Here is a 23,619-nt window from a genome sequence, read left to right as displayed (position 1 = left end):
CGTTGGGCCGACCGATATCGGATCAGCCCGGCGAATGAATAAAGATGCCGTCGGCAGAGACGGGTCGCACTCCACGGATATGATAATGAGTTTTGAACATCTCCCCGCCCTGCTGTCCGATGCGTTGACGCGGAAGGGCTATGAACAATTGACCCCGGTGCAGGCCGAAGTCACCCTGCCGGAAGCCGAAGGCCGCGACCTGATCGTGTCCGCGCAGACCGGGTCAGGCAAGACGGTCGCCTTCGGCCTTGCCATGGCGAAGGAATTGCTGGGCGAGCAGAATCGTCTGCCCGTCGCTGGCAAGCCGCTCGCCCTTGCCATCGCGCCGACGCGCGAACTGGCCTTGCAGGTCAGCCGGGAACTGGAATGGCTTTACGGCGAGGCCCGCGCCCGCATCGCGACCTGCGTCGGCGGCATGGACGCCGCCAAGGAACGCCGGGCACTCAGCCATGGCGCGCATATCGTCGTCGGCACGCCGGGTCGCCTGCGCGACCATCTGGAACGCGGCGCGCTGGACCTGTCGGGCCTCAAGACCGTGGTGCTGGATGAAGCCGACGAAATGCTCGACATGGGCTTTCGCGAGGATCTGGAGGAGATTCTCGACGGCGCGCCGGAAGAACGCCGCACTTTGCTCTTCTCCGCCACCATGCCCAAACCGATCGTTTCGCTCGCGAGGCGCTATCAGAAGGACGCGCTGCGCATCTCGACGGTCAGCGACGAGCGCGGCCATGGCGACATCAGCTATCAGGCGGTGACGGTGGCCCCGGCAGACATCGAAAATGCCGTGGTCAACCTGCTGCGTTATCATGAGGCGGAGACGGCGATCCTCTTCTGCGCGACGCGTGACAATGTGCGGCACTTGCATGCCAGCCTGACCGAGCGGGGCTTTGCCGCCGTGGCGCTGTCGGGCGAGCATAGCCAGAATGAGCGCAACCATGCGCTGCAGGCCCTGCGCGACCGCCGGGCGCGGGTCTGCGTGGCAACCGACGTAGCGGCGCGCGGCATCGACCTGCCGAACCTCAGCCTCGTCATCCATGTCGAACTGCCGCGCGATGCAGAAACGATGCAGCATCGTTCGGGCCGTACCGGCCGCGCGGGCAAGAAGGGCACCGCCGTACTGATCGTCCCCTATCCGCGCCGCCGCCGGGTCGAATCCATGCTGCGCGGGGCGAAGATTCCGGTCGAATGGGGCACGCCACCCAGCAAGGAGGCGATTCAGGAGCAAGACAATGTCCGCCTGCGCGAAAAGCTGATGGAGCGCGCCGAACTGGACGAACAGGACTGGGCGCTGGGCGCCGAGTTGCTGGCCGAGAAATCGCCCAAGGAAATCGCCGCGATGCTGGTGAAGAGCGCCCGCTCCGCCCTGCCCGCGCCTGAGGAGTTGCTGGACGCCAGCGAAGCGCCGCAGCGCCGCGACGGGCCGCGCCCCGGTTTCGAGGATACGGTCTGGTTCCGCATGGATATCGGCCGGCGGCAGAATGCCGATCCGCGCTGGATCATGCCGCTGATCTGCCGTCGCGGGCATGTGTCGCGGCAGGACATCGGCGCGATCCGCATCGCGGCCAACGAAACGCTGTTCGAGATTCCCCGCACCATCGCCTCTCGATTCATCGGCGCGGTGAAGCGGACCGGGGAGGCCAGCGATGAAGGCGCGGAAGTCGCCATCGAGCAGATCGAGGGCACGCCGCGCGAAGCGGCGCGCGACAATCGCCGCGAAGGCCCGCCGCGCGGCAAGGGCCGCCCCAATGGCGATCGCGGTCCCCGTCCGCCCGCACACAGCCCGCGCCCCTTCAAGGGCGGTCCCCAGCGGGGCGGTCCTCGCAAGCCCAGAGGATAGGGCATTCGGGGCCGGTTCTGCTGGAACCGGCCCTAACCAACCCCGCAGAGCGTCAGCATCCGCGCGGCCAGCTCGCGTTCGCCCATGACGACATGAGGAACGCCCAGCCCCTCCAAATGCGCCACTTCGGCGTCGGAGTGGGCGCGGGCGATGACTTGCAGATCGGGGTTCAGGTGGCGGGCATGTTCGTGGATGGCGCCCCCCTCGAACCCCTCGGGCACTGCGATCAGCAGGCGCTTGGCCTCGCAAATGCCGGCGGCGAGAAGATGGCGGTCCTCCAGCGCGCTGCCGCGAATGACGGTCATGGCCGCATCCGCAGCTTCTTCGGCGCGATCGGGGTCGGATTCCATCACCACGAAATGCACCTTCCGTTCGGCCAGCCGGGCAGCGATCAGCTTGCCGACCCGGCCATATCCCACCAGAATGACATGGCCGATGCGTGGCTGCTCCGGCGTCTTTTCCGCCTCTTCTGCTTCACCCTTCTTGCTCCGGACGATCAACGAAAAGATCAGCGGGTTGAGGAAGATCGAGACGATCGCTCCCGCCAGGATCAGGTCGCGCGCCTCGGCGGGCAGGACGCCCAGCGCGGTGCCCAGCGAGGCCAGGATGAAGGAAAATTCGCCGATCTGGGCGAGGCTCGCCGCGATCGTCAGGGCCGTGTCGCCGGGATAGCCGAAGGCGCGGACGATGGCGAAGGCGGCGATCGACTTGCCGACGATGATGATCGCTACGGTGGCCAGCAAGGGCAGCGGCTGTTCGATCAGGACGGACGGGTTGAACAACATGCCCACCGAGACGAAGAAAAGGACCGCGAAAGCGTCTCTCAGCGGCAGCGTTTCTTCGGTGGCGCGGCGGCTGAGAGGGGTTTCGCCCAGGATCATGCCCGCGAAGAAAGCGCCCAGCGCGAAGGAAACGTCGAAGGCCACGGCGGCGCCGAAGGCAACGCCCAGCGCTATGGCAAGGACGGCGAGGCGGAAAAGCTCACGCGAACCGCTATGGACGACCCAGTGCAGCGCCCAGGGGATCACCCGCCGCCCGACCACCAGCATCAGCGCGACGAAACCGGCGACCTTGAGCAGGGTACTGAGCAGCGGGGCGAGCAGGTCCCCCGCCCCGGCCGAGGCGTCGGCATTGTTCAGCACTCCAGCCAGCGCGGGGAGCAGGACCAGCGCCAGCACCATCACCAGATCCTCGACGATCAGCCATCCCACCGCGATCCGGCCCCGGCGGGTTTCGACAAGATCGGCGCTTTGCAAGGCGCGGAGCAGAACGACGGTGCTGGCGACCGAGAGGGCGAGACCGAAGACAAGCCCCCCCATCAGCGGCCAGCCCATAAAATGCGCCAGCCCCATGCCCATCAGCGTCGCCACCGCGATCTGGCCGACGGCGCCGGGCACCGCGATATTCTTGACCGACAGAAGGTCGCGCAGAGAGAAATGGAGGCCGACGCCGAACATCAGCAGGATGACGCCGATTTCGGCCAGTTCATTGGCCAGGCCGGCATCGGCGACGAAGCCCGGCGTGAAGGGACCGACCATGATCCCCGCGATCAGATAGCCGACGAGCGGCGACAATTTCAGGCGATGGGCGATGGCGCCCATGATGAAGGCAACGACAAGGCCCGCGACGATCGTGCCGATCAGGGGCGTGTGATGGGGCATGGATTCTTTCCCTGGCTGCCGATGGGGGGCGACGGAGCCTCCACCGGCAGCTTGACATATTCTATTCAGCGACAGCCAGCATGGCGGCCGACAGCAAGGCTCCGGCGGCACCAAGGCCTGCGAGCACGGCGGGCATGAACCACCAGGGCGGGCGGCGGCGCGATCGTTTGCGGGTCATGAAAGACCTCCTTTTCCTGACGGCAGGATGGGCGATGCGTCAGGACAATGCAGGAGGAGCGCGGGCGTGATGGTGGGAAAGAAGGTGGGAAGGCCGCGGCGCCGATTGCGGGCGGCGGAGCCGCTCCGCGGGTTGCAACCGCCGGACGCCCAGCATCATGAGCGCCACGGGAAGCAGCCAGACCGCGGCGAACGCCATGACGGGCATTCGGCCGTCGCGGTCGGGCCGGGAGGCCTGCGCCGCGAGGGGCGCGGATTGCGCGCGGGCTTTCAGCACGACACTGGTCGTCGCGGGATTGAAGGCGGAACCGGTCAGCCGGCTCGAAGGCGGACCCAGCGGCGCCAGGGCACTGAGCAAGGCCACGCCGATCGCCGTCCACAGGAACAGGATGAAGAGCAAGCGGCTCTTCATGCCTTCCTTCCTGTATGGCGCCGACGTCATGCGTGATATGATCCCTTCACCGACGGAGATAGGGAAGAGCCAAGGCAAAAACCAGCCCCGGAAAGCCCCCTTGCCGGTTGACAGAAGCGAGTCATTCCAGTAGCGGGCCACATTCCCGCGCGGGTCCACAGGGTTTCCCCCCTCGACGATCTGCGTAAAGCAGATTTGAACGAGAAGAGAAGAGCCATGTTCGCAATCGTGCGCACGGGCGGCAAGCAGTATCGCGTAGCCGCCGGAGACAAGATCGTCGTCGAGAAGCTGGCCGGTGAGGCCGGTGACAAGGTGACCCTGGACGACGTCCTGTTCGCCGGCGAAGGCAGCGACGTGAAGGACGCCGCCAAGCTGACCGTTGCCGCTGAAATCGTCGCGCAGGCGAAGGGCGAAAAGGTCATCGTTTTCAAGAAGCGCCGCCGGCACAACTACCGTCGCCGCAACGGCCACCGCCAGAATCACACGATCCTCAAGATCGTGTCGATCGCCTGAGCCGCAGCACAGTTACGAGGAGTTTGAGTCATGGCACATAAGAAAGCTGGCGGTTCGTCGCGCAACGGTCGCGATTCGGAATCGAAGCGCCTTGGCGTGAAGAAGTTCGGCGGTCAGGAAGTGATCGGCGGCAACATCATCATTCGCCAGCGTGGCACCCGCGTCTATCCGGGCCGCAATGTCGGCATGGGCAAGGACCACACGCTGTTCGCGCTGGGCGAAGGCCGCGTGGTATTCCACACCGGCAAGCTCGGCCGCAAATATGTATCGGTCGATGCCATGGCCGAAGCAGCCGAATAACGGACGATCGATGACGGATCGTCCTTCGCAGATGGGGCGATCCTCCTGGTGGAACGGCTTTTAGTCACCACCAGCGTTCGAGGGAAACAAGGGGCGCCCCAGCCGGGAGCGCCCCTTGTTCGTTGATGAAGGCGTCTCCCCCGACATTTCCCTCAAGCCGCTGGAACCCCTGTCCTTTTCGCGCGTCGTGCGGGCGGGCCCAGCCAGAGCAAAGCGTCGTCAAGCCGTAACTTTTTGCGGCCATTGGCGCGCCGGAGATTAGGAGACTTTTTGATGTTCGCCCGTACCCCCCGCTTGCTGCTGCGGCCCGGCTGGATGGAAGATGCGCCCGCGCTGGCCCAGGCGATCGGCGAGCCAGCGATCCTGCGCAACCTGACCCGCGCGCCTGCGGCTTACACGCAGGCCGATGCGGAAGAGTTCCTGGCCCTGCCCCATCAGCCGCACATGCCCCGCCTGCTGGCCTTCAGCCGCACCAACGGCGCTCCGCGCCTGGTGGGCGGCTGCGGCATTCATCCGGCCGACGATGGCAGGGCGGAGCTTGGCTACTGGATTGCGCGCCCCTATTGGGGGCTGGGCTTTGCGACGGAAGCGGCGCGGGCCGTTCTGAGCATGGCCAAGGCGGCAGGCGTGCGCGACATTCGCGCCGCGCACTTCGTCGACAATCCCGCTTCCGGAAACGTCCTGCGCAAGATCGGCTTCCGCAACACCGGCCGCGTCGAGCGCCGTTTCAGCCTGGGCCGGGGCGAAGCCGCGGATTGCCTGGTCTTCGAAGAAGGCGAAGCGCCGGGTATCGGCTACGATCCGGCCATGGATCTGTACCGCGATTCCTGGCCATCCCTCGCAGCCTGAGACAAGGACATGTCAACGCTGGGCGGGCCGGTGGAAAATGCCGGTCGCCCGCCCGTCCAGCACAGTATCCCCGCAATGCGCATAGCCGAGCTTTTCGGCAACGCGAACCGAGGGCGCATTCGCGGGGTCGATGATGCAACGGGTTGCGGGCGCATCCAGATGATGGTCGGCCCAGAACAGCACCGCCCCCATCGCTTCGGTGATCAGGCCCCTGCCCCAACCCTGAGGATCGAGAATCCAGCCCGCTTCGGGATAGTTCTCCAGTTCCGGGATGCCGCGCGCTGCACTGAGCAGACCGGCTTCGCCCAGATAGCTGCCGGTCGCCCGGTCCTCCAGCGCCCACATGCCATGCCCCAGGAGCGACCACATGCCCGCATAGCGCAGCAGGCGGAACCATGTGGCCTGTGCATCCTGGACCTGCCCCCCGATATGGCGGACGACGGCCGGATCGCCCCAGAGCGCGCGAAGGGCAGGGAAATCCTCCGCCCGATGCGGGCGCAGGGTCAGGCGGTCGGTTTCGAAAATCGGAGCATCGGCCATGACTGAGCTATGATGCCGCGTTTCGCGAGGTCAAGCCGTCGAATGATTCGCGGGCCGATGGCCAGATGGCGGCCTCAGGGTCGGAACCCCAGCGCTTGCCCGGCCAAAAAAGCGGGCGAAAGGCGAAACGACGGCTGGTTTCGGCGCGGGCAGGGAAAGCGTCGGCTTTTGCGGCACGCATGGTTTAATTCCGGCGCATAAACGGCTATGGGCGCGCGATGCATTTTCTGGATCAAGCAAAGATTTACATCAAGTCCGGCTGGGGCGGTCCCGGCGCGGTCAGTTTCCGGCGGGAAAAATATATCGAATATGGCGGCCCGGACGGCGGCAATGGCGGCAAGGGCGGCGACATCATCTTCGAGGCGGTGGCCGGGCTGAACACGCTCATCGACTTCCGCTATACTCAGCATTTCAAGGCGCAGCGCGGCCTGCCCGGCGCGGGCAAGAACCGCTATGGCGCGGGTGGCGAGGATCTCGTCATCAAGGTGCCGGTGGGTACGCAGATCCTGTCCGATCCCACGCCCGTCGAGGGCAGTGAGGATGAGGACGGGAGCATGGAGTATGAGCAGGAACTGCTGGCCGACTTCACCGAGGTCGGGCAACGGATCGTGCTGCTGCGCGGCGGCGATGGCGGACGCGGCAACCTGTCCTACAAGACCAGCACCAACCGCGCGCCACGCCAGCACGGCACAGGCTGGCCGGGGCAGGAAATGTGGGTCTGGCTGCGGCTGAAGCTGCTGGCCGATGTGGGCCTTGTGGGGATGCCCAATGCGGGCAAGTCGACCTTCATCAACCAGGTCACCAACACCAAGGCGAAGGTCGGCGCCTATGCCTTCACCACCACCAAGCCGCAGCTAGGCGTGGTGCTGCATCGCGACCGGGAGTTCGTGCTGGCGGATATTCCGGGACTGATCGAGGGCGCCGCCGACGGGGCCGGGATCGGCGACCGCTTCCTGGGGCATATCGAGCGCTGCGGCGTGCTGATCCATCTGATCGATGCGACCGGCGACGATCCGGTCGAACAGTTCCGCATCGTGCAGGACGAGTTGGTCGCCTATGGCGGCGGACTCGACGAGAAGCCGCAGATCGTGGCGCTCAACAAGGGCGACCTGCTGGGGCAGGAACTGATGGAGGACATTGCCGGACAGCTTCGCGAGGAGGCTGGGGTCAGGCAGCTGTTCATCATCTCCGGCGCCACGGGCGAAGGCGTGCCGGCCCTGCTCGACGCGGTGCTGCCGCTGTTGGGCGAGGCCAAGGCCGCGGATGAGGATGATGACGGGGAGGAAGGCGAAGCCACATGGTCGCCCCTCTGACCGCGCTGGATCGGACTCTTACATGACCGCTTCCCTCTCCGGCTTTCCACCGTCGCAAATCCGCCGTCTGGTCATCAAGATCGGTTCGGCTCTGCTCGTCGATCCGCCGGGGCAGGTGCGTGAGGCCTGGCTGCGCACGCTGGTCGCCGACGTCGCCACGCGCAAGGCTGCGGGGCAGCAGATCATCATCGTGTCCTCAGGCGCCATCGCTCTGGGTGCGCGGCGGCTGAGGCTGCCCAAGGGCGGGCGCGGCAGCCTGGAGGACGCGCAGGCGGCGGCGGCGACCGGGCAGATCGCCCTGTCGCAATGCTGGGCGAGCCTGCTTCACGACCAGGGTATCACCGCAGCACAGATGCTGGTGACGCTGGACGATCTGGAGAACAGGCGGCGCTATCTGAACGCTTCCGCGACGCTGGAGCGGCTGATGGCGCTCGATGTCGTACCGGTGGTCAATGAGAATGACAGCGTCGCCACGGCGGAAATCCGCTTCGGCGACAATGACCGGCTGGCGGCGCGTATCGGACAGGCGGCACGGGCTGACGCAGTTGTGCTGCTGTCGGACGTCGATGGGCTTTACACAGCCAACCCGCATGTCGATGCGAACGCCATGCTGATAGAGACAATCGAGCGTATCGATGCGCGCATTGCCGGGATGGCGGACAGCGGTTCGGCATCGGGCATGGGATCGGGAGGCATGACCTCCAAGATCGAGGCGGCGCGCATCGCCACTGGCGCTGGCGCGCATCTGGCAATCATCTCCGGCAAGGTGGATTCACCCCTGTCGCACTGGACGAACGGCGGCAAGGGATCGATCTTCCTGGCGGCGCAGGCGAAGGGTGCGCGCAAGGGATGGCTCGCCGGGCGGCTGACGGTACGGGGGCGGATCGTGGTCGATACGGGCGCCGAGGCGGCGCTGGAGCGCGGCAACAGCCTGCTGCCCGCAGGTGTGGCCCGGATCGAAGGGATTTTCGCGCGGGGCGACGTGGTGGACATATTGGGCGAGAACGGCCGCGTGATCGCGCGCGGCCTGGTCGAATATGACAGCGAGGAAGCATCGCGCATTGCAGGCAAGCGGAGCGAGGATATCGCCGCGCTGCTGGGGCACCTCCCCCGTTCGGTGCTGGTCCACCGCGATCACATGGCGATGGTCTGACGCCCCATGAGCCTGCGCATCGCCATGACGGGCGCGACGGGATTCGTCGGCGCCGAGACATTGAATCAGGCCTTGGCGGCGGGACATCATGTCTCCGCCATCACCCGCCGCGCGCAACCGCCCCGCGCTCATCTCAAATGGGTGCCCGGCGCGCTGGAAGACCGGGCGGCGCTCAACACGCTGGTGCGCGATGCCGATGTGGTGATCCATATCGCGGGCGTGGTGAACGCGTCCGACCGCGAAGGGTTCGAGCAGGGCAATGCGCGCGGCACCATGGCGGTGGTGGACGCCATGCGGCAGCGCGGCGTCAGGCGGCTGATCCATGTGTCGTCGCTGTCGGCGCGGGAACCGGAGCTGTCGGACTATGGCTGGTCGAAGGAGCTGGCCGAACGGCATGTGAAGGCCAGCGGGCTCGACTGGACCATCGTGCGGCCGCCCGCAATCTTTGGACCGGGCGACCGGGAAATGCTGGAACTGTTCCGCATGGCCCGGCGCGGGATCATGCTGATGCCGCCGGGCGGGCGGTTGTCGGTGATCGAGGTCAGCGACCTGGCGCGGCTGTTCCTGACGCTGGCGGTCGAGAAGGACATGAAGAGCCTCACCCACGTCTATGAGGTGGATGACGGCACGCCGGGCGGTTGGGATCATCTGGATTTCGCGCAGGCCATAGGCCGCGCCGTCGGGCGGCCCGTACGCACATTTGCCACGCCGGAATGGGTGCTAGGCATGGGCGCGCGGCTGGACCGGCTGGTGCGCGGCAGGAATGCCAGGCTGACGCCGGACCGGGTCAGCTATTTCTGCCATCCGGACTGGGTGGTGAAAAAGCGCAAGCAGCCCCCCAAGAAACTCTGGGTGCCGAAAATCCCGACCGAGGACGGGTTGAGGGCAACGGCCGAGGCCTATCAGGCCAAGGGATGGTTGTAGGCGCCGGTTAGCAAGCGGACGGGCTCATCATAGTCTTGCGCCTGCCTGCTGACATGACTGCCGAACCTGTCGCGTTACCGGAAGCGCGCTGGAGAATAAGCAGCCGCATCGATGCCGGCTATGGCCCGGCCGGGCGCATCCCCCGTCAACAGGGCGGCCGCCATCAAGGCAGCCGCCGGTGAAGTCTGAATGCCGAATCCCCCCTGCCCGGCGAACCAGAAAAAGCCCGGCGTCTGCGGATCATAGCCATAGACCGGCGCCCGGTCGCGGGAAAAGCTGCGCAGCCCGGCCCATTTGCGTTCCACCGCCTCGACCCGCCAGTCGACCACCTCTTCGAAACGTGCAATCGCCTGCGCAACCGCCAGCTCCTCCGGCGCGGCATCACAGGGAGGCGATGGCTCCTCATCATGCGGGGTCAGCCAGATGCGGCCTTCTCCCTGAGGCTTGAAGTAGAATTGCGAGGCGAGATCCATGATCAGCGGAAGGTCGGCCGAAGGCAGGGACGGGACGCGCAGTTGCGCCACCGTCCGCCGGAGCGGCGTGATGCCTATGGGATCGATGCCGCACAGCCGCGCCACCTCATCCGCCCAGGCCCCGGCGGCGTTGACGAGTATGCCGCAATCCATCGTGCCGTCATCCGTTTCCAGTCGCCAGCCGCCGCCTTCGGCCTTGGCTCCCCTGAGTCCGTTCGCGAGCCTCAACGCGCCGCCCCGCCGTGCGAACTGTCGCAGCCATGCCTGATGCAGCGCCGCCACATCGATGTCGCACACACGCGGCTCCAGCACGCCGAGCGTCCATTGCGGCCGCAATCCCGGCACCAGCGACGCAGGGTCGACGGCGTGCAGTTCCACCTTGCCGGCAAATTCACCCAGAAACTGGTCACGCGCCGCCTCGTCCCCTGCCCGTCCGATATGCAGCGTCTGCCGGGGCGACAGAAAGGTGCTTTCGGAAAAATCAGCATCGGGCGAGGCCAGCATCGGCCCCGAAGCGGTCGTCAGCGGTTGAATGGAGAGGCCGCCATAGCTCTCCTCCCAAAAGGAAACCGCACGCCCCGTCGCATGATAGCCTGCGCGGGACTCCATCTCCAGAATCAGGACATTCGCCTTTTCCGCCAGCGCCGCGCCCAGGCTGACGCCTGCAATGCCGCCGCCGACGATGACGATATCGGCGCGCGTCATCGGGGTGCCGCTTCGTCCAGAAAGCTATCGATCCGCGCCAGCGCATCCAGCCGCACCGGGTCCAGCTCGCGCAATATCTCGTGCGCCGCCTCGCGGCCATAAACATGCAACCTTGCGCCGGGAATGCGCGCGGCAGTTCGCCGGATCGCCGCCGTCGATACCAGCTGGTCCTCCTGCGCGGCCAGGATCAGCAGCGGAACGGATATCCGTTCCAGTCCCGGCTTCCGCTCCATCCGGCGCGTGGAGGCGAGTGCCTGCTCCACCCATCGCCAGCTCGGCGGCCCGAGCGCGATGTCGCGGCCATGGTCGCGCCACCAGATTTCATCGGCATAGCGGTCCGGATCATGCGTCAGCCGCTTCTGCCTCATCCGGCGCTGCCGTTCCGACTCCTCCTTCTGCGTCCACGCCTGCCTGTTCGCAAAACCCAGTGCACACATGGCCTCCGCGATCCCCGCCGCCAGCCAGCGCGGCAGCGGCGCGCTGTGGACGCCCATCATCGGTGCCACCGTGACCGCGGCATCGGGCGGAACCATCCCTTCCGCCAGTGCGCGCAGCAGGAGATGTCCGCCCATGCTGTGCGCGACGATCACGGTCGGACCACTGCCTGCGGCGCGCCAGTCGGCGACAAAGGCATTGAGGTCCGCGATCCACTGGCCGAAATGCTCGATATGGCCGCAGAGCGGGTCATTCGTCAGCCGTCCCGACCCACCCTGTCCGCGCCAGTCGAAACTGGTGACGGCCCAGCCCAGTCCGGCCCAGTGCTGGATGACCTCCAGATATTTCTCGATCATGTCGCCCCGGCCGCCCAGCACCAGCATCCGGCCCCGGTCGCCCGGCCCCAGCCGGTAGCGGCGCAGCGGCCAGCCATCGGGCGTCTTCCAGCAATCGAGCCGCCCATCCATCGGCCAGGCGCGGCGATCGAAGGCGGGGGAAATGAAGCGAGGCGAATCCATCGGCGGCATGGTTACGGTTTGGTAAGCCATCGGGTCTAGACTTTTGGTCCTATGACGGGGGAATATTTCAGATTGGCGCTGATCGGCGCCTTGGCAATGCTGCTGATCGTGGCTTCGGTCACCGATCTGCGGTCGCGCATCATCTCCAACCGGCTGAACCTGTGCGTCGCCGCGCTGGCGCCGCTCTGGTGGCTGGCCTGCGGGCTGCCGCTCTGGCCGGGCATGGCGGTGCAATTGCTGGTCGCGCTGATCGTCTTCATCGTCTTTGCCACTCTGTTCGCGCTCGGCTGCATGGGCGGCGGCGACGTCAAGCTGCTCGGCGCGCTGGCGCTGTGGTTCCCGTGGCAGGCGACCCTGTCGATGCTGATGTTGATGGCGGTGCTGGGGGGCGTCGTCACCATCATAACCGTCGTGCACCATCGCATGACCCGGCGGCTGGGGCAGCCGCAAATTCCCTATGGCATTGCCATATCCTTCGCCGCGCTTTGGCTGATTGGCGAACGATATATTAACCAATTTGCGTGAATAACGCGGGGGCTCGGACGCAACTCGTCTGATTGAGGGAGGCGAATTTCATCATGGATGCCAAGAAGATCGTGCTGCTGGTGGGGGCGCTGATCATAGCGGTCACTACAGCTCTGCTCGCACGCAACATGCTGAGTTCGTCAGGTTCGCCGCAGGCCAGCGCTTCGTCCATGCCGGTAGCGGCTGACCAGCCCAATGTGCTGGTCGCCACCAAGGCCCTGCCTGTGGGCACTATCCTGGATGCGGAAAGCTTCCGCTTCCAGCCCTGGCCCAAGGATCTCATCGAACAGGCCTATTATATCAAGGGACAGGCCGATCCGCAGAAGCTGGTCGGCAGCGTCGTGCGCACCGCCATTTCGGCAGGCCAGCCCATGACCGTCGGGTCAGTGATCAAGCCGGGCGAGCGCGGTTTCCTGGCTGCGGCGCTCGGACCGGGCATGCGCGCCGTCACCGTGCCGGTTTCGGCGCAGAATTCGGTTGCGGGCTTCGTCTTCCCCGGCGACCGCGTCGACCTGGTCCTCACGCAAAGCGTCAGCGGCGGCGGCGACGGCGAGCCGCTCAAGGTTTCCGAGACCATCCTGCGCAACCTGCGCGTGCTGGCCACCGACCAGCGCATGGATGCGCTGGGTGCCGATGGCAAGCCTGTGGTCCAGACCTATTCCAACGTCACCATCGAAGTGACTCCCAAGATCGCGGAGAAGATCGCGGTGGCGCAGACCATCGGCTCGCTCTCGCTCTCGCTGCGTTCGCTGGCCGACAACAGTTCGGAACTGGACGCCGCCATTGCAGGCACCGACATGAACCTGCCCGACGGCAGCAATCCGAACGCTGAAAAGAAGATGCTCGCCAGCCTGTCGGCCCGTCCGGTCGATCGCGGCAGCACCTATTCCACCGGCGCCGACGTTTCGCGCTACCAGCGCAGCAGCGTCCCCGCCAAGTCCTTCCAGGCCCTGCCCGCGGGCGGCGCTCCCATGGGCGGTGCACCCGCCATGGCCGCTGCCGGTCAGGGGCCTGTGATCCGCGTCGCCCGCGGCACCAGTGTGACCGTCGTTCCGGTCGGGGGGAAGTAAGATGAAGGGGTTTCCTGTTCTCACGACCGGCACAGCCAAGCCGCTGCTCGGTCCGGCCATCGCACTCGGCCTGGCGGTTGCCGCCGCTGCCGCGCCCACCACGGCGCTCAACGCCGCGCCCGCATCGATGCAGGACAATGCTATCCTGATGTCGGCGGGCGGCAGCAAAGTCATCAACCTGCCTGCCAAGATGTCGGACGTGGTGATCGGCGATCCTGATGTGGTCGATGTTCATGTCCGCTCCCAGAACCAGCTTTACCTGATCGCGAAGAAGGCCGGCGAAACCACTGTCTTCGTCACCGCGACCAACGGGAAGGTGCTGTTTTCGGGTACGGTGCGCGTCGGCAACAACCTGACCAGCATCGATGACATGCTGAAGCTGGCGATGCCTAATGCCGACATCGCGGTCAACAAGATGAACGGCATGGTCCTCCTGACAGGCACCGTCGCCGCGCCCGAGGATGCCGCCGAGGCCGAAAGACTGACGCAGGCCTTTGTCGGCAAGGAGGTGACGGTGGTCAGCCGCCTGCGCACCGCGACGCCGCTTCAGGTGATGCTGCAGGTGAAGATTTCCGAAGTTAACAAGGACGTCGGTCACAAGATCGGCACCAACTTCGCATCGGCAGGCAACTTTCGCAACGGCTATATCGGTGGCGGCACTCGCAATCCAGCCGATTATACGCGTGGATCTCAGACCGTAACTGTCAATTCAGACGGCACTTCATCGGTAACGGGAACACCGGGATTCTGGACGTTCAACCAGGCATATAATGGCGGGTTCAGTCTTGGAGCCCTCGCCAGTATCATGGGTGTGGACGTCGCGAGCGTGCTGGACCTAGCCGAATCAAGCGGCCTCGCCACCACCCTTGCCCAGCCGAACCTGACCTCTCTCTCAGGCGAAACCGCAAGCTTCCTGGCGGGCGGCGAATATCCCTACACCGTCAGCAACGGCACGCAGGGCAACAGCATCGAGTTCAAGCAATATGGGGTGCAGTTGGCGTTCACGCCCACTGTGCTGGCCGATGGCCGCATTTCGCTTCGAGTGCGTCCGACCGTCTCAAGCCTCGATTTCTCGGTCAACACCAGCGTACCCGCGCTCAAGAGCCGAACCGCCGAAACCACGGTGGAGCTGGGTTCGGGCCAGGCCTTCATGATTGCGGGCCTGTTGAACAATGAGACGGGGAACAATGTCAACAAGGTGCCCGGCCTCGGCAGCCTGCCGATCCTGGGCAGCCTGTTCAAGTCGCGCAGCTTCCAGCGGAATGAGAGCGAACTGGTGATCGTCGTCACCCCCTATCTGGTGAAGCCAATGAACGCGTCGGACGTGCGTCTGCCGACCGACGGTTTCCGCAACGCGAATGAGGGCCAGGGCCTGTTCCTCGAACAGATGCATGACGGCGTGAGCGGCGCTCGCGCGCCTATGCCGAGCCGCGCGCCCGGCGAACCCGTCCCCGCTCCCGGCCCCCAGGCAACGGCCGCCGCGCCACCGCCCGGAGCACGGGAAAGCAAGCGGTCCAAGGACGCCGCGCCCGGCTTCAGCTTCTGATCCGAAGGACGATGACCATGACCTTCCAGTCTCGAAAAATTCCGGTTCGCTTCGGCATCAGCCTTGCTACGCTGGCCCTCTTGGCGCTGCCGCTGGCCGCCTGCCAGACCGACCAGGGCGCCAATCGCGGCGTCCAGTCGGTCCACCAGCCCGTCGTCAGCCATACCGCCTTCACCTATGATGTGCAGGGCGGTCCCGACGGTGGCCTGACCGCAACCGAAGCGCGCCGCCTGGACGACTGGTTCGTCTCAATCGGTCTTGGCTATGGCGATCAGGTCGCGATGGCGACCGACGCCGCCGCTGTAAGCCCGTCCCTGCGCGAAGGCATCGCCAATATCGTCGCCCGCCACGGCATGCTGGTGGGTGAGGACAGCTCGGCGGCCGCCGGCACCGCGCCACAGGGCAGCGTCAGACTGATCGTGCGCCGCGCCAGCGCCAGCGTGCCCGGCTGTCCCGACTGGTCCGACAAGACGGAAACCGACCAGCAACTCGGCGCGTCGGCGAATTTCGGTTGCGGCGTGAACAGCAACCTTGCCGCGATGATCGCCAATCCGGAGGATCTGGTCCGCGGCCAGACCACGGACAGCGACCTGCGCACGGCGACGTCGAACCGCGCCATCTCCACCTATCGCGAGAAGGTGCCTACCGGCTCCGGCGATCTCAAGACCCTGTCGGGAGGGAAATGATATGAATGCTCCCTGGAAACCCGGCGCTTCCGGCCAGCGTGATCCCTTCCACGCCTTCGTCTGCGACGATCACAGTTTCGACCTGCTGCGTGTGGTCGCGGCCGAGATGGGCTGGGCGCCGGAAAAGGTGAACAAGGGCGGCATGCGCAACGCAGTGCAGAGCCTGTCGATCACCGCTTCACCGCAAATCCTGTTTATCGACATGTCGGAAAGCGGCGATCCGCTGGGGGACATCAACAGCCTTGCCGAGGTCTGCGAACCCGGCACGGTCGTGATCGCCGCGGGCCAGGTCAATGACGTGCGCCTCTATCGCGATCTGCTGGCGAGCGGTATTCAGGACTATCTGTTGAAGCCCTTTGGCGCCGACCAGTTGCGCGACGCGCTGGCGCAGGCACAAGCCGTGTTCTTTGCCCCGCGCGATACGGGGCCGGAGCGCCCGCACATGACGGCAGCCGTCATCGGCACGCGCGGCGGCGTGGGTGCTTCCAGCCTCGCGACCTCGCTTGCCTGGCTGCTGAGCGAGAAAAAGAAACGCCCCACGGCGCTCCTCGACCTCGACGTCCATTTCGGGACCAATGCGCTGGCGATGGATCTCGAGCCGGGCCGTGGCCTGACCGACGCGATCGAAAATCCCAGCCGCATCGATGGTCTGTTCATCGAACGCGCCATGGTCCGGGCCAGCGATACGCTTGCCATCCTGTCGGCCGAAGCGCCGATCAGCCAGCCGATGCTGACCGATGGCGGCGCCTTCTACCAGTTGCTGGAGGAATTCCGCGCCGCCTTCGAGTGCAGCGTCGTCGACTTGCCGCGCGGCATGCTCATCCAGCATCCGCATCTGATGAGCGACGTCAATGTCACGGTGGTGGTCACTGAACTCACGCTGGCGGCAGCGCGCGATTCGATCCGCATCCTCTCCTGGCTGAAGACCAACGCCCCGCAGTCGCGCGTGCTGGTGGTGGCCAACCGCGTCCATCCCGGCGCGCCGGAAATCAACCGCAAGGATTTCGAACAGTCGATCGAACGCAAGGTCGACATTCTCGTCCCCTTCGACCTCAAGCTTGCATCCCAGGCGGCAAAGCTCGGCAAGACGCTGGCTGAGACCGCCAAGGGCAGCAAGGTAGGCGCCTCCTGCACCGCCCTGATGGAGGCCGTGCTCGGCGCGGCGGAGGATGGCGAGGACGAGGCCGGCGCGACTTCCGCGAAAAAGGGCGACTCCCTGTTCGGCAAGATCGCCGATCTCAAGGGCATGATCCCGTCGCGCAAGGACAGGAAGACAGCTTGAACCTCACAGCGGTGCCGCGAACAGGCACCGCTCCCCTGACGGAACCGGATTGGAACGGACGGACAGATGAACGGCAATATCATCCTGATGGCGGTGCTGCTGGCAGCCATGCTGGGTCTGGTCGTCATGGCCTTTGCCGGTCCTTCGCCCGACAGGGCACAGAAACGCCGTATGGAACTGATCCGGGGGCGGCATAGCGATTCCACCGATGCGATAATGCAAGCCCGCATGCGCAAGGCGATTTCCAACCGGCCGGCCAATGCCGAACCCTCCATGCTGGTCTCGCTGGTTCCCAACCCGGAAAATCTGGCCAAGCGGATCCGCATGACGGGCAAGAAATGGACCGTCAGCCAATATATGACGTCCTGCGCGGTCATCTTCCTGATCCTCTGCGCGCTGCTGATGCTGCGAGGCTTTCCGCCGCTGTTCGCGCTGATGCTGGCTCTTGCCGCGGGCCTGGGCCTGCCGCACATGTGGGTCAGCCGTCTGATCAAGGGACGCATCCTGAAATTCAACGCCAAATTCCCCGACGCGCTGGAACTGCTGACGCGCGGCCTGCGTTCGGGCCTGCCGATCGCGGAAACGCTGAACGTCGTCTCGAGTGAGGTTCCCGGCCCGGTGGGCGAGGAATTCAAGATGATCACCGAGCGGATCAAGATCGGCAAGACCATGGACCAGGCGCTTCAGGAAACCGCCGACCGCCTGGGCACTCCGGAATTCCAGTTCTTCGTCATCAGCCTGGCGATCCAGCGCGAAACGGGCGGCAACCTCGCCGAAACCCTGTCCAACTTGGCGACAGTGCTGCGGCAGCGATCGCAGATGAAGCTCAAGATCCGCGCCATGTCGTCAGAATCGAAAGCGTCGGCTTATATCATCGGCGTGCTGCCCTTCCTGGTCTTCGGCCTGATCTGCTACATCAACTATGACTATATGTCGCCCTTCTTCACGCCCGATCCGGCCGGCGTTTTCGGGCTTTCGTTGATGCAGATCATCGGTATCGGCGGCATGTGCTGGATGGCGATCGGCGCCTTCATCATGGCCCAGATGATCAATTTCGAGATCTGACAAGGAACCGATCGAGATGGAACCCACTCCCGTCGCAGCCGGCACCCTGTTCGGTCTGACCGCCACCGATTTCGGCACGCTGCTGGCCGCGCTGGCGACGTTGGCGACGCTGTTCGCGCTCTATGCGGTGACGACGGTGCGGGATCCGATGGCGAAGCGCGTCAAGGCGCTGAACGAGCGGCGCGAACAGTTGAAGGCGGGCATCACCGCGTCCACCAGCCGCCGCCGGGCCAAGCTGGTGCAGAAGAACCAGACGACCGACCGGATGCGCTCCTTCCTGTCGAGCCTGAAGGTGTTGCAGGACGATCAGCTCAAGGACGCCCAGATCCGCCTGGCGCAGGCCGGCATCCGCTCAAAGGACTGGGCCGTCGCGATTATTTTCGGCCGCATGATCCTGCCGATCGTGATCGGCGGCATGGCGGCGCTGCTGCTCTATGCCGTGGGAATTTTCCCGGAATGGGGCGGGGCCAAGCGCTTCATGGCTTTTGCCGGTGCGCTGCTGCTGTCCTACAAGGCCCCCGATCTCTTCATCGACAACAAGATCCAGAAGCGCTCCGCCGCGATCCGCAAGGGGCTGCCGGACGCGCTCGACCTGCTGGTGATCTGCGCCGAGGCGGGCTTGACTGTCGATGCCGCCTTCAGCCGCGTCGCCCGCGAACTGGGCAAGGCCTATCCGGAACTGGGCGACGAATTTCACCTGACCTCGATTGAGCTCAGCTTCCTGACCGAACGGCGCATGGCATTCGAAAATCTCGCCAGCCGCGTCAAGCTGGATGCGGTCAAGGGCGTGGTGACGACTATGATCCAGACCGAAAAATACGGCACGCCGCTCGCCTCCGCACTGCGCGTGCTGTCCGCCGAGTTCCGCCACGAACGCATGATGCGCGCCGAGGAAAAGGCCGCGCGCCTGCCCGCGATCATGACCGTGCCGCTGATTCTCTTCATCCTGCCGACTCTGTTCGTCGTCATTCTGGGGCCGGCCGCCTGCTCGATCAGCAAGGCTTTTTAGAGGCTTGCGCAGGGAAAGGGCACGGTCTGCTCAAAAAAGGTGAGACGATGAAGGGAGGCTGCCGTAGCGTTCCTTCATAGACACCGCAGAGCCTGCGATTTTGGCCCTTGGCGGCGCGTTCGAACCTGCTCTATCCCACCTCAAAGACATATGTTGGAGAGGTTCATGCACCGCTTTACCCCTTTCGCCACCCGCGCCACGCTGACGGGGCTGCTGCTGGCGACCGCCCTGCCGGCCGAGGCGGCGCAACCCATTACCGGCCGCTGGGCCACGGTCGGCGGCAAGGCCATCGTCCAGATCACCACCTGCGGCAAGGCGCTGTGCGGCCGCATCGAAAGGATCGTCAAGCCCACCCCGGGCCGCCCGCAAACTGATATCAAGAATCCCGATCCAGCGCTTCGCAGCAAGCCTCTGGCCGGCCTTGCCCTGCTATCCGGATTCGAGGATGCGGGCGATCTCTGGAAGGGGACCATCTACGATCCGGAAAGCGGCAAGAGCTACAACAGCAAGGTCAGCCGCAATGTAGACGGCACATTGAAGGTGCAGGGCTGCATTATGTTCTTCTGCAAGACCCAGACCTGGACGCCGATGCGATGAGATGATGGCCGGGTCAGGCCGCCTCAGACGGCCTGACCCCATGCCGGCTGCGCCAGCGCCGAGCCGTGATCTCGAATCGAACTTGGCCAGTCTCGCGACGCCCCCTCAAAGGCCTCCCTGTCCCGGGCATAGAGCGCCCTGATCGCATCCTCATAGCCAGGCCGGTCGCCGGCCATCACGGTCAGGAAGTGATAGGCCGCATCCATCGCAACTCGCGGTGAAGGCCTGTCCTTAGCCGCCTTGCGCGCGTCCTCGACCAGCCGCCGCAATGTCACCGAAGCTCCGCCCGGCTGCATCGCCAGCCAATCCCAGTGGCGGGGCAAAAGCGTCACTTCCCGTGCCTGGACGCCCAGTTTTGGCCGCCCCCGCCCGCGCCGAGGTTCGGTTGAAGAGCCGCGCAGGTCGATATCGACCTGCCTGCCCGTATTGTCGTCGAAAAGGAGGAGATTCTGCGCCTCGGCCCCGATGGCGTGCAAGGCAGCGCGTATCTCGTCCTCATCGCCGGTCGCGATCCAGAGGTCGCCCGCAAAGGCCGTGAATGTGCGCGTCATGCCGAAATCTCCTTCGGCACGGCTATTATTATCCGGATGTTATTCAGTCAATATTGCCCGGATAAAATTATTCCGCCAGTTCCACCCAAGTCGGCGCGTGGTCGCTCGCCTTCTCCCGTCCCCGAAAATCCCGGTCCACCTGCGCATCGATCAGCCGGTCGGCTGCGGCCGGACTGAGCAGCAGATGGTCGATCCGGAACCCCGCATCACGCGGCCAGGCGTTCATCTGATAATCCCAATAGGTCCATATCCCGCCCGCCGGATGGCGGCTGGCAATGGCGTCGGTCCAGCCATCGCCCAGCAGGCGGCGATAGGCGGCACGGCTTTCCGGCTGCATCAGCGCATCGTTGGCCATGGCCTTCACCGAATAGACATCCTTGTCCCGCGGGATAACGTTATAGTCCCCCGCCAGGATGGCGGGCACTTCCTCCGCCCAGATTTCCGAAGCGCGGGTGCGCAGACGTTTCATCCAGCGCAGCTTATAGTCGAATTTCGGTCCCGGCTGCGGATTGCCGTTGGGCAGGTAGATGCTCGCGACGCGCAGGCCCTTCACATCAGCCTCCAGATAGCGGCTATGCTCATCCTCCGGCTCGCCTTCCAAACCGCGACGAATCTCCGTCGGCGTCTCGCCGCGCGCGAGAATGGCGACGCCGTTGAAGCCCTTTTGCCCGTGCCAGATCGCGCCATAGCCGACGCTTTCGATATCCTTCAGCGGGAAAGTATCGTCGGAGGTCTTGATTTCCTGCAGGCAGGCGATGTCCGGCCGCGTCTCATCCAGCCACTCCAGCAGGCGCGGCAGGCGCGCCTTGATCCCGTTGATGTTGAAAGTGGCGATGCGCATGGACGAAATCTCCTTGGGCGCATCCCTAGAGCATCGTGCGAAAAAGTGGGAACCGGTTTTTCGTGAAAACGGTGCGGCAACGGAAAAGAACTGAACGGCCTTTGGACCAGAGCCAGCGCGGCATCAAACCGAGAAGCTGGTACCACAACCGCAACCGGCGGTCGCATTGGGGTTGGTCACCTTGAACGCCTTTCCGCCCAGATCAGACACGAAGTCCACGGCCGAACCACGCACCAGATCGATGCTGACATCATCCACGACCAGCGTCACGCCGTCGCGTTCGACGGCTACATCGTCCGCTTCCACCGCATCGGCCAAGCCGAACCGATATTGGAAACCCGAACAGCCACCGCCCTCCACCGCCAGGCGCAGAATCGCGGGCTTGCCCTGTTTGGCCGCGATCGCGGCGACACGGGCAGCGGCAGAGGGCGTCAAATCGATTTCGGTCATGGCATCTAGATAGGATCAAGCAAAAGGCCCGGCAACCCATGGAGAGCGCCGGACCTTTGGAAAGGGACGGGAAGGTTCCGCTTATTCGTCGGCCGCCCGTTCCTGAGCCTTGGTCGGGCCGCCCATCGCAATCGGCGGCTTGGTGTTCATCGCCACCAGATAATCGGGCCCGGCAACGAAGGGAATGGGGTTGATGGCCTGACCATCGACGCGCACTTCATAATGGAGATGGCTGCCGGTCGAACGGCCGGTCGAGCCCATCAGGCCGATCAGCTGCCCGCGATGGACATAGCTGTTGGCGGCAACCAGCAGCTTCGACATATGGCCGTAGCGGGTTTCCATGCCGCCGCCATGCGAGATCTGGACCAGATTGCCATAACCGCTGGCCCAGCCAGCGCGACTGACGATACCGTTGGCAGTCGCGTAAATCTTGGTGCCGACGGGGCCGGGGATATCGATGCCCTTGTGCATCCGGGCGCCGCCGTTGAAGGGGTCGGAGCGGACGCCGAAATTGGAGGTCAGGGAGAGTTTCTCGACGGGACGTCCGGAGGGGATGTAGTTGGCCGACTTGGCCTGGCCGTCGAGGCGCTGAAGGCTGGAGAAAAGGTTGGAAAAGCCAACATCCGCCGGGCCGAGCGCACTGGTGTTGATTTCCGACGCATCGCCATAGGGATCGTCATCGTCGGACTTGGCCTGCGCAGGCACCGCAGCGCACAGCGCCCCGAAAATACCGACAGTAGCACCCAATTTAAGCGCAGAACGGAACCATCGCGCAGCGCGCGCATTTTCAGAAGTAAGAACCAACATTGCCGACCCCGACTACTTTACCGGAGGCTTTAGCCTCTCGGCATTCCCCGCGTTAACCATTTTGCAGCCGAGGCTGCCACCCGCTGTCCACAACAGGCCATGTCCCGGCTCATTGTGCAAGCGGACTGTAAAATTCCCGCGTTAAACCGGCTTGCCGGCGCGCCGAGTCGTTGAACGGCGGTTTCAGCGACCCGCGAAAGTGCCGTTTCACAAGGATTTGGTAATGATTGGCCGGGTCGACGCCCAGTCGGTTCGCCGCATGGCGGAACCAGCTCGTCCCCGCCGAAACATGGTGAATCTCATCCTCCATGATACGGTTCAACATCCTCGCGGAGGGGGCGTCCCCCGCCCCTTCGAAACGCGCAGCCGTGGCTGGCGTGATGTCCAGCGCACGCGCTTCGAGCACCATTGGCACAATGGCGAGCCGCGCCAACGCATCATGCGCCGTTTCGCTCGCCGCCTGCCACAAGCCGTCATGGGCGGGCAAGGCACCGTAGAAGCTGCCCAGCTGCCGAAGCCGCCGGTCCAGCAGCGCGAAATGCATGGCCTCCTCAGCGCCGACTTGCATCCATTCGCCGGTAAATTCCGGCGGGAACTGCGCGCCGAAGCGGCCGATCAGGTCGAACGCCAGGTCGATCGCGACAAATTCGATATGCGCGAGCGCGTGCAGCATGGCGATCCGCGCCCGGTCGGAACCGATCTTGCCTCGCTTGGGCATCCGGTTGGGCGGCAGCAATTCCGGCTTGTCCGGCCTCGCAGGACGATCCGGCATCGCCGCGTCGAAACGATGCGCCAGCTTTCCCAGCCGCCAGCCGCGCGCGACCGCTCGCGCCGTCATCAGCTTGGCCACCGGATCGGGCGTCAGCAGCACCTGAGCGCACCCCGCGCCCGCGCAATCCACGGATGGTGGCAGGATCAAAGCGCCTTCGCTGCCTCCAGCACCTCCGCCGCATGGCCCTTGACCTTCACCTTCGGCCAGACGCGAGCGATGCTGCCGTCAGCACCGACCAGAAAAGTCGCCCGCTCGATCCCCATATATTTGCGGCCGTAGAGCGATTTTTCGACCCAGGTACCGAAAGCCTCGCATATATCGCCCGGTTCGTCGGAGGCGAGCGTGACGGTCAGGCCATATTTGTCGGCGAATCTTTTGAGCTTGGCGGGCTTGTCCCTGGAAATGCCGACGACGGGCACGCCCAGCGCGGCAAATTCGCCCTCCAGCGCGGTAAAATCCTTCGCCTCATTGGTGCAGCCGGGCGTGTCCGCCTTGGGGTAGAAATAGACGACCAGCGGCTTGCCCCGATAGCGCGCAAGCGTGAAATCCGCGCCATCCGCATCCTTCAGCCCCACATCCGGGACGGTATCGCCGATATCCAGCATTCG

At 65.0% G+C, this 23,619-nt stretch carries 26 protein-coding genes; 15 read left to right on the top strand and 11 right to left on the bottom strand.

What is annotated here, in order from left to right; all coding sequences use genetic code 11:
- Positions 1-85: 85 nt before the first annotated feature.
- Positions 86-1,837 carry a DEAD/DEAH box helicase gene (locus MJ601_RS08030; protein WP_242125132.1) on the top strand — a complete coding sequence of 584 codons (1,752 nt, stop codon included), beginning with the start codon at positions 86-88 and terminating at the stop codon, positions 1,835-1,837.
- A gap of 32 nt (positions 1,838-1,869) precedes the next feature.
- Here the strand turns inward: MJ601_RS08030 and ybaL are convergent, their stop codons facing one another.
- Both ybaL and MJ601_RS08020 read right to left on the bottom strand, forming a co-directional pair.
- Positions 1,870-3,498 carry a YbaL family putative K(+) efflux transporter gene (gene ybaL / locus MJ601_RS08025; protein ID WP_242125130.1) on the bottom strand — a complete coding sequence of 543 codons (1,629 nt, stop codon included), beginning with the start codon at positions 3,496-3,498 and terminating at the stop codon, positions 1,870-1,872.
- 217 nt (positions 3,499-3,715) lie between these two features.
- Complete coding sequence (locus MJ601_RS08020; RefSeq protein WP_242125127.1) at positions 3,716-4,087, bottom strand: hypothetical protein; 372 nt, start codon at positions 4,085-4,087, stop codon at positions 3,716-3,718.
- A gap of 216 nt (positions 4,088-4,303) precedes the next feature.
- Between MJ601_RS08020 and rplU the strand changes: the two genes are divergently transcribed.
- The 3 genes from rplU (at position 4,304) to MJ601_RS08005 (ending at position 5,749) form a co-directional block, all read left to right on the top strand.
- Complete coding sequence (rplU, locus tag MJ601_RS08015; protein WP_176596244.1) at positions 4,304-4,600, top strand: 50S ribosomal protein L21; 297 nt, start codon at positions 4,304-4,306, stop codon at positions 4,598-4,600.
- 30 nt (positions 4,601-4,630) lie between these two features.
- Positions 4,631-4,900: a 50S ribosomal protein L27 gene (rpmA, locus tag MJ601_RS08010; RefSeq protein WP_007683600.1), complete on the top strand. Its 270-nt coding sequence runs from the start codon at positions 4,631-4,633 to the stop codon at positions 4,898-4,900.
- A 273-nt stretch (positions 4,901-5,173) separates the two neighbouring features.
- Complete coding sequence (locus MJ601_RS08005; protein WP_242125126.1) at positions 5,174-5,749, top strand: GNAT family N-acetyltransferase; 576 nt, start codon at positions 5,174-5,176, stop codon at positions 5,747-5,749.
- Between the two features lie 12 nt (positions 5,750-5,761).
- Here MJ601_RS08005 and MJ601_RS08000 read toward each other — a convergent pair whose 3' ends face one another.
- Positions 5,762-6,289 carry a GNAT family N-acetyltransferase gene (locus tag MJ601_RS08000; protein WP_242125124.1) on the bottom strand — a complete coding sequence of 176 codons (528 nt, stop codon included), beginning with the start codon at positions 6,287-6,289 and terminating at the stop codon, positions 5,762-5,764.
- Positions 6,290-6,507: 218 nt separating this feature from the next.
- Between MJ601_RS08000 and obgE the strand changes: the two genes are divergently transcribed.
- Genes obgE through MJ601_RS07985 form a run of 3 tightly spaced genes read left to right on the top strand, consistent with a single transcriptional unit; the run spans position 6,508 to position 9,679 of the window.
- Positions 6,508-7,602: a GTPase ObgE gene (obgE, locus tag MJ601_RS07995; protein ID WP_242125122.1), complete on the top strand. Its 1,095-nt coding sequence runs from the start codon at positions 6,508-6,510 to the stop codon at positions 7,600-7,602.
- A 22-nt stretch (positions 7,603-7,624) separates the two neighbouring features.
- A complete protein-coding gene (proB, locus tag MJ601_RS07990; protein ID WP_242125120.1) occupies positions 7,625-8,755 on the top strand; it encodes a glutamate 5-kinase in 1,131 nt (376 codons plus the stop codon).
- Between the two features lie 6 nt (positions 8,756-8,761).
- On the top strand, positions 8,762-9,679 hold the full coding sequence (locus MJ601_RS07985; protein WP_242125117.1) for an NAD-dependent epimerase/dehydratase family protein: 918 nt from the start codon (positions 8,762-8,764) through the stop codon (positions 9,677-9,679).
- A 74-nt stretch (positions 9,680-9,753) separates the two neighbouring features.
- Here the strand turns inward: MJ601_RS07985 and MJ601_RS07980 are convergent, their stop codons facing one another.
- Both MJ601_RS07980 and MJ601_RS07975 read right to left on the bottom strand, forming a co-directional pair.
- Positions 9,754-10,857: an NAD(P)/FAD-dependent oxidoreductase gene (locus MJ601_RS07980; protein WP_242125116.1), complete on the bottom strand. Its 1,104-nt coding sequence runs from the start codon at positions 10,855-10,857 to the stop codon at positions 9,754-9,756.
- Positions 10,854-11,819: an alpha/beta hydrolase gene (locus MJ601_RS07975; RefSeq protein WP_242125182.1), complete on the bottom strand. Its 966-nt coding sequence runs from the start codon at positions 11,817-11,819 to the stop codon at positions 10,854-10,856. The genes MJ601_RS07980 and MJ601_RS07975 overlap by 4 nt, the downstream gene beginning before the upstream one ends.
- Before the next feature lie 42 nt (positions 11,820-11,861).
- Here MJ601_RS07975 and MJ601_RS07970 point away from each other — a divergent pair, with 42 nt between their 5' ends.
- The 8 genes from MJ601_RS07970 (at position 11,862) to MJ601_RS07935 (ending at position 19,590) form a co-directional block, all read left to right on the top strand.
- Positions 11,862-12,335 carry an A24 family peptidase gene (locus MJ601_RS07970; protein WP_242125114.1) on the top strand — a complete coding sequence of 158 codons (474 nt, stop codon included), beginning with the start codon at positions 11,862-11,864 and terminating at the stop codon, positions 12,333-12,335.
- A 53-nt stretch (positions 12,336-12,388) separates the two neighbouring features.
- Positions 12,389-13,405, top strand: coding sequence for a Flp pilus assembly protein CpaB (gene cpaB / locus MJ601_RS07965; protein WP_242125112.1), 1,017 nt, complete (start codon positions 12,389-12,391; stop codon positions 13,403-13,405).
- A gap of 1 nt (position 13,406) precedes the next feature.
- On the top strand, positions 13,407-14,951 hold the full coding sequence (locus MJ601_RS07960) for a type II and III secretion system protein family protein (protein ID WP_242125110.1): 1,545 nt from the start codon (positions 13,407-13,409) through the stop codon (positions 14,949-14,951).
- A gap of 17 nt (positions 14,952-14,968) precedes the next feature.
- Complete coding sequence (locus tag MJ601_RS07955; protein WP_242125108.1) at positions 14,969-15,637, top strand: CpaD family pilus assembly protein; 669 nt, start codon at positions 14,969-14,971, stop codon at positions 15,635-15,637.
- Position 15,638: 1 nt separating this feature from the next.
- The gene (locus MJ601_RS07950; protein WP_242125106.1) at positions 15,639-16,919 is read left to right on the top strand and encodes a pilus assembly protein CpaE; all 1,281 of its coding nucleotides are present in this window, start codon (positions 15,639-15,641) and stop codon (positions 16,917-16,919) included.
- Positions 16,920-16,985: 66 nt separating this feature from the next.
- Positions 16,986-17,984, top strand: coding sequence for a type II secretion system F family protein (locus tag MJ601_RS07945; RefSeq protein WP_242125104.1), 999 nt, complete (start codon positions 16,986-16,988; stop codon positions 17,982-17,984).
- 16 nt (positions 17,985-18,000) lie between these two features.
- Positions 18,001-18,993 (top strand): type II secretion system F family protein, encoded by a 993-nt coding sequence (locus MJ601_RS07940; protein ID WP_242125102.1) that lies wholly within the window; start codon positions 18,001-18,003, stop codon positions 18,991-18,993.
- Between the two features lie 165 nt (positions 18,994-19,158).
- Positions 19,159-19,590, top strand: a complete 432-nt coding sequence (locus MJ601_RS07935) for a DUF2147 domain-containing protein (RefSeq protein WP_242125100.1) — start codon at positions 19,159-19,161, stop codon at positions 19,588-19,590.
- 23 nt (positions 19,591-19,613) lie between these two features.
- Here MJ601_RS07935 and MJ601_RS07930 read toward each other — a convergent pair whose 3' ends face one another.
- The 6 genes from MJ601_RS07930 to bcp form a co-directional block, all read right to left on the bottom strand.
- The gene (locus MJ601_RS07930; protein ID WP_242125098.1) at positions 19,614-20,141 is read right to left on the bottom strand and encodes a DUF2239 family protein; all 528 of its coding nucleotides are present in this window, start codon (positions 20,139-20,141) and stop codon (positions 19,614-19,616) included.
- 67 nt (positions 20,142-20,208) lie between these two features.
- Complete coding sequence (gene xth, locus MJ601_RS07925; RefSeq protein WP_242125095.1) at positions 20,209-20,982, bottom strand: exodeoxyribonuclease III; 774 nt, start codon at positions 20,980-20,982, stop codon at positions 20,209-20,211.
- A 123-nt stretch (positions 20,983-21,105) separates the two neighbouring features.
- Complete coding sequence (gene erpA, locus MJ601_RS07920; RefSeq protein WP_242125093.1) at positions 21,106-21,432, bottom strand: iron-sulfur cluster insertion protein ErpA; 327 nt, start codon at positions 21,430-21,432, stop codon at positions 21,106-21,108.
- 81 nt (positions 21,433-21,513) lie between these two features.
- Positions 21,514-22,239, bottom strand: a complete 726-nt coding sequence (locus MJ601_RS07915; protein WP_242125091.1) for a M23 family metallopeptidase — start codon at positions 22,237-22,239, stop codon at positions 21,514-21,516.
- 109 nt (positions 22,240-22,348) lie between these two features.
- Entirely contained in the window at positions 22,349-23,158 is an 810-nt protein-coding gene (locus MJ601_RS07910) for a ferritin-like domain-containing protein (RefSeq protein WP_242125089.1), read from the bottom strand.
- Complete coding sequence (gene bcp, locus MJ601_RS07905) at positions 23,155-23,616, bottom strand: thioredoxin-dependent thiol peroxidase (protein ID WP_242125087.1); 462 nt, start codon at positions 23,614-23,616, stop codon at positions 23,155-23,157. The genes MJ601_RS07910 and bcp overlap by 4 nt, the downstream gene beginning before the upstream one ends.
- Between the last annotated feature and the right edge of the window lie 3 nt (positions 23,617-23,619).

It is taken from the genome of Sphingobium trunci (assembly GCF_022664535.1).
GTDB lineage: Bacteria > Pseudomonadota > Alphaproteobacteria > Sphingomonadales > Sphingomonadaceae > Sphingobium.
The sequence above is the reverse complement of the archived record's forward strand: the minus strand, read 5'-3'. Positions and strand labels throughout refer to the sequence as shown.

Bases quoted from the DNA above. Each gene is read 5' to 3' on its own strand.
- MJ601_RS07950 (WP_242125106.1), top strand. From the start codon at position 15,639: ATGAATGCTCCCTGGAAACCCGGCGCTTCCGGCCAGCGTGATCCCTTC.
- proB (WP_242125120.1), top strand. From the start codon at position 7,625: ATGACCGCTTCCCTCTCCGGCTTTCCACCGTCGCAAATCCGCCGTCTG.
- MJ601_RS07930 (WP_242125098.1), bottom strand. From the start codon at position 20,141: ATGACGCGCACATTCACGGCCTTTGCGGGCGACCTCTGGATCGCGACC.
- MJ601_RS07935 (WP_242125100.1), top strand. From the start codon at position 19,159: ATGCACCGCTTTACCCCTTTCGCCACCCGCGCCACGCTGACGGGGCTG.
- MJ601_RS08005 (WP_242125126.1), top strand. From the start codon at position 5,174: ATGTTCGCCCGTACCCCCCGCTTGCTGCTGCGGCCCGGCTGGATGGAA.
- MJ601_RS07970 (WP_242125114.1), top strand. From the start codon at position 11,862: ATGACGGGGGAATATTTCAGATTGGCGCTGATCGGCGCCTTGGCAATG.
- xth (WP_242125095.1), bottom strand. From the start codon at position 20,982: ATGCGCATCGCCACTTTCAACATCAACGGGATCAAGGCGCGCCTGCCG.
- MJ601_RS07915 (WP_242125091.1), bottom strand. From the start codon at position 22,239: ATGTTGGTTCTTACTTCTGAAAATGCGCGCGCTGCGCGATGGTTCCGT.
- MJ601_RS07955 (WP_242125108.1), top strand. From the start codon at position 14,969: ATGACCTTCCAGTCTCGAAAAATTCCGGTTCGCTTCGGCATCAGCCTT.
- bcp (WP_242125087.1), bottom strand. From the start codon at position 23,616: ATGCTGGATATCGGCGATACCGTCCCGGATGTGGGGCTGAAGGATGCG.
- MJ601_RS08020 (WP_242125127.1), bottom strand. From the start codon at position 4,087: ATGAAGAGCCGCTTGCTCTTCATCCTGTTCCTGTGGACGGCGATCGGC.
- rplU (WP_176596244.1), top strand. From the start codon at position 4,304: ATGTTCGCAATCGTGCGCACGGGCGGCAAGCAGTATCGCGTAGCCGCC.
- MJ601_RS07945 (WP_242125104.1), top strand. From the start codon at position 16,986: ATGAACGGCAATATCATCCTGATGGCGGTGCTGCTGGCAGCCATGCTG.
- ybaL (WP_242125130.1), bottom strand. From the start codon at position 3,498: ATGCCCCATCACACGCCCCTGATCGGCACGATCGTCGCGGGCCTTGTC.
- rpmA (WP_007683600.1), top strand. From the start codon at position 4,631: ATGGCACATAAGAAAGCTGGCGGTTCGTCGCGCAACGGTCGCGATTCG.
- MJ601_RS07975 (WP_242125182.1), bottom strand. From the start codon at position 11,819: ATGCCGCCGATGGATTCGCCTCGCTTCATTTCCCCCGCCTTCGATCGC.
- erpA (WP_242125093.1), bottom strand. From the start codon at position 21,432: ATGACCGAAATCGATTTGACGCCCTCTGCCGCTGCCCGTGTCGCCGCG.
- MJ601_RS07985 (WP_242125117.1), top strand. From the start codon at position 8,762: ATGAGCCTGCGCATCGCCATGACGGGCGCGACGGGATTCGTCGGCGCC.
- MJ601_RS07980 (WP_242125116.1), bottom strand. From the start codon at position 10,857: ATGACGCGCGCCGATATCGTCATCGTCGGCGGCGGCATTGCAGGCGTC.
- cpaB (WP_242125112.1), top strand. From the start codon at position 12,389: ATGGATGCCAAGAAGATCGTGCTGCTGGTGGGGGCGCTGATCATAGCG.
- MJ601_RS07960 (WP_242125110.1), top strand. From the start codon at position 13,407: ATGAAGGGGTTTCCTGTTCTCACGACCGGCACAGCCAAGCCGCTGCTC.
- MJ601_RS08000 (WP_242125124.1), bottom strand. From the start codon at position 6,289: ATGGCCGATGCTCCGATTTTCGAAACCGACCGCCTGACCCTGCGCCCG.
- MJ601_RS08030 (WP_242125132.1), top strand. From the start codon at position 86: ATGAGTTTTGAACATCTCCCCGCCCTGCTGTCCGATGCGTTGACGCGG.
- MJ601_RS07940 (WP_242125102.1), top strand. From the start codon at position 18,001: ATGGAACCCACTCCCGTCGCAGCCGGCACCCTGTTCGGTCTGACCGCC.
- obgE (WP_242125122.1), top strand. From the start codon at position 6,508: ATGCATTTTCTGGATCAAGCAAAGATTTACATCAAGTCCGGCTGGGGC.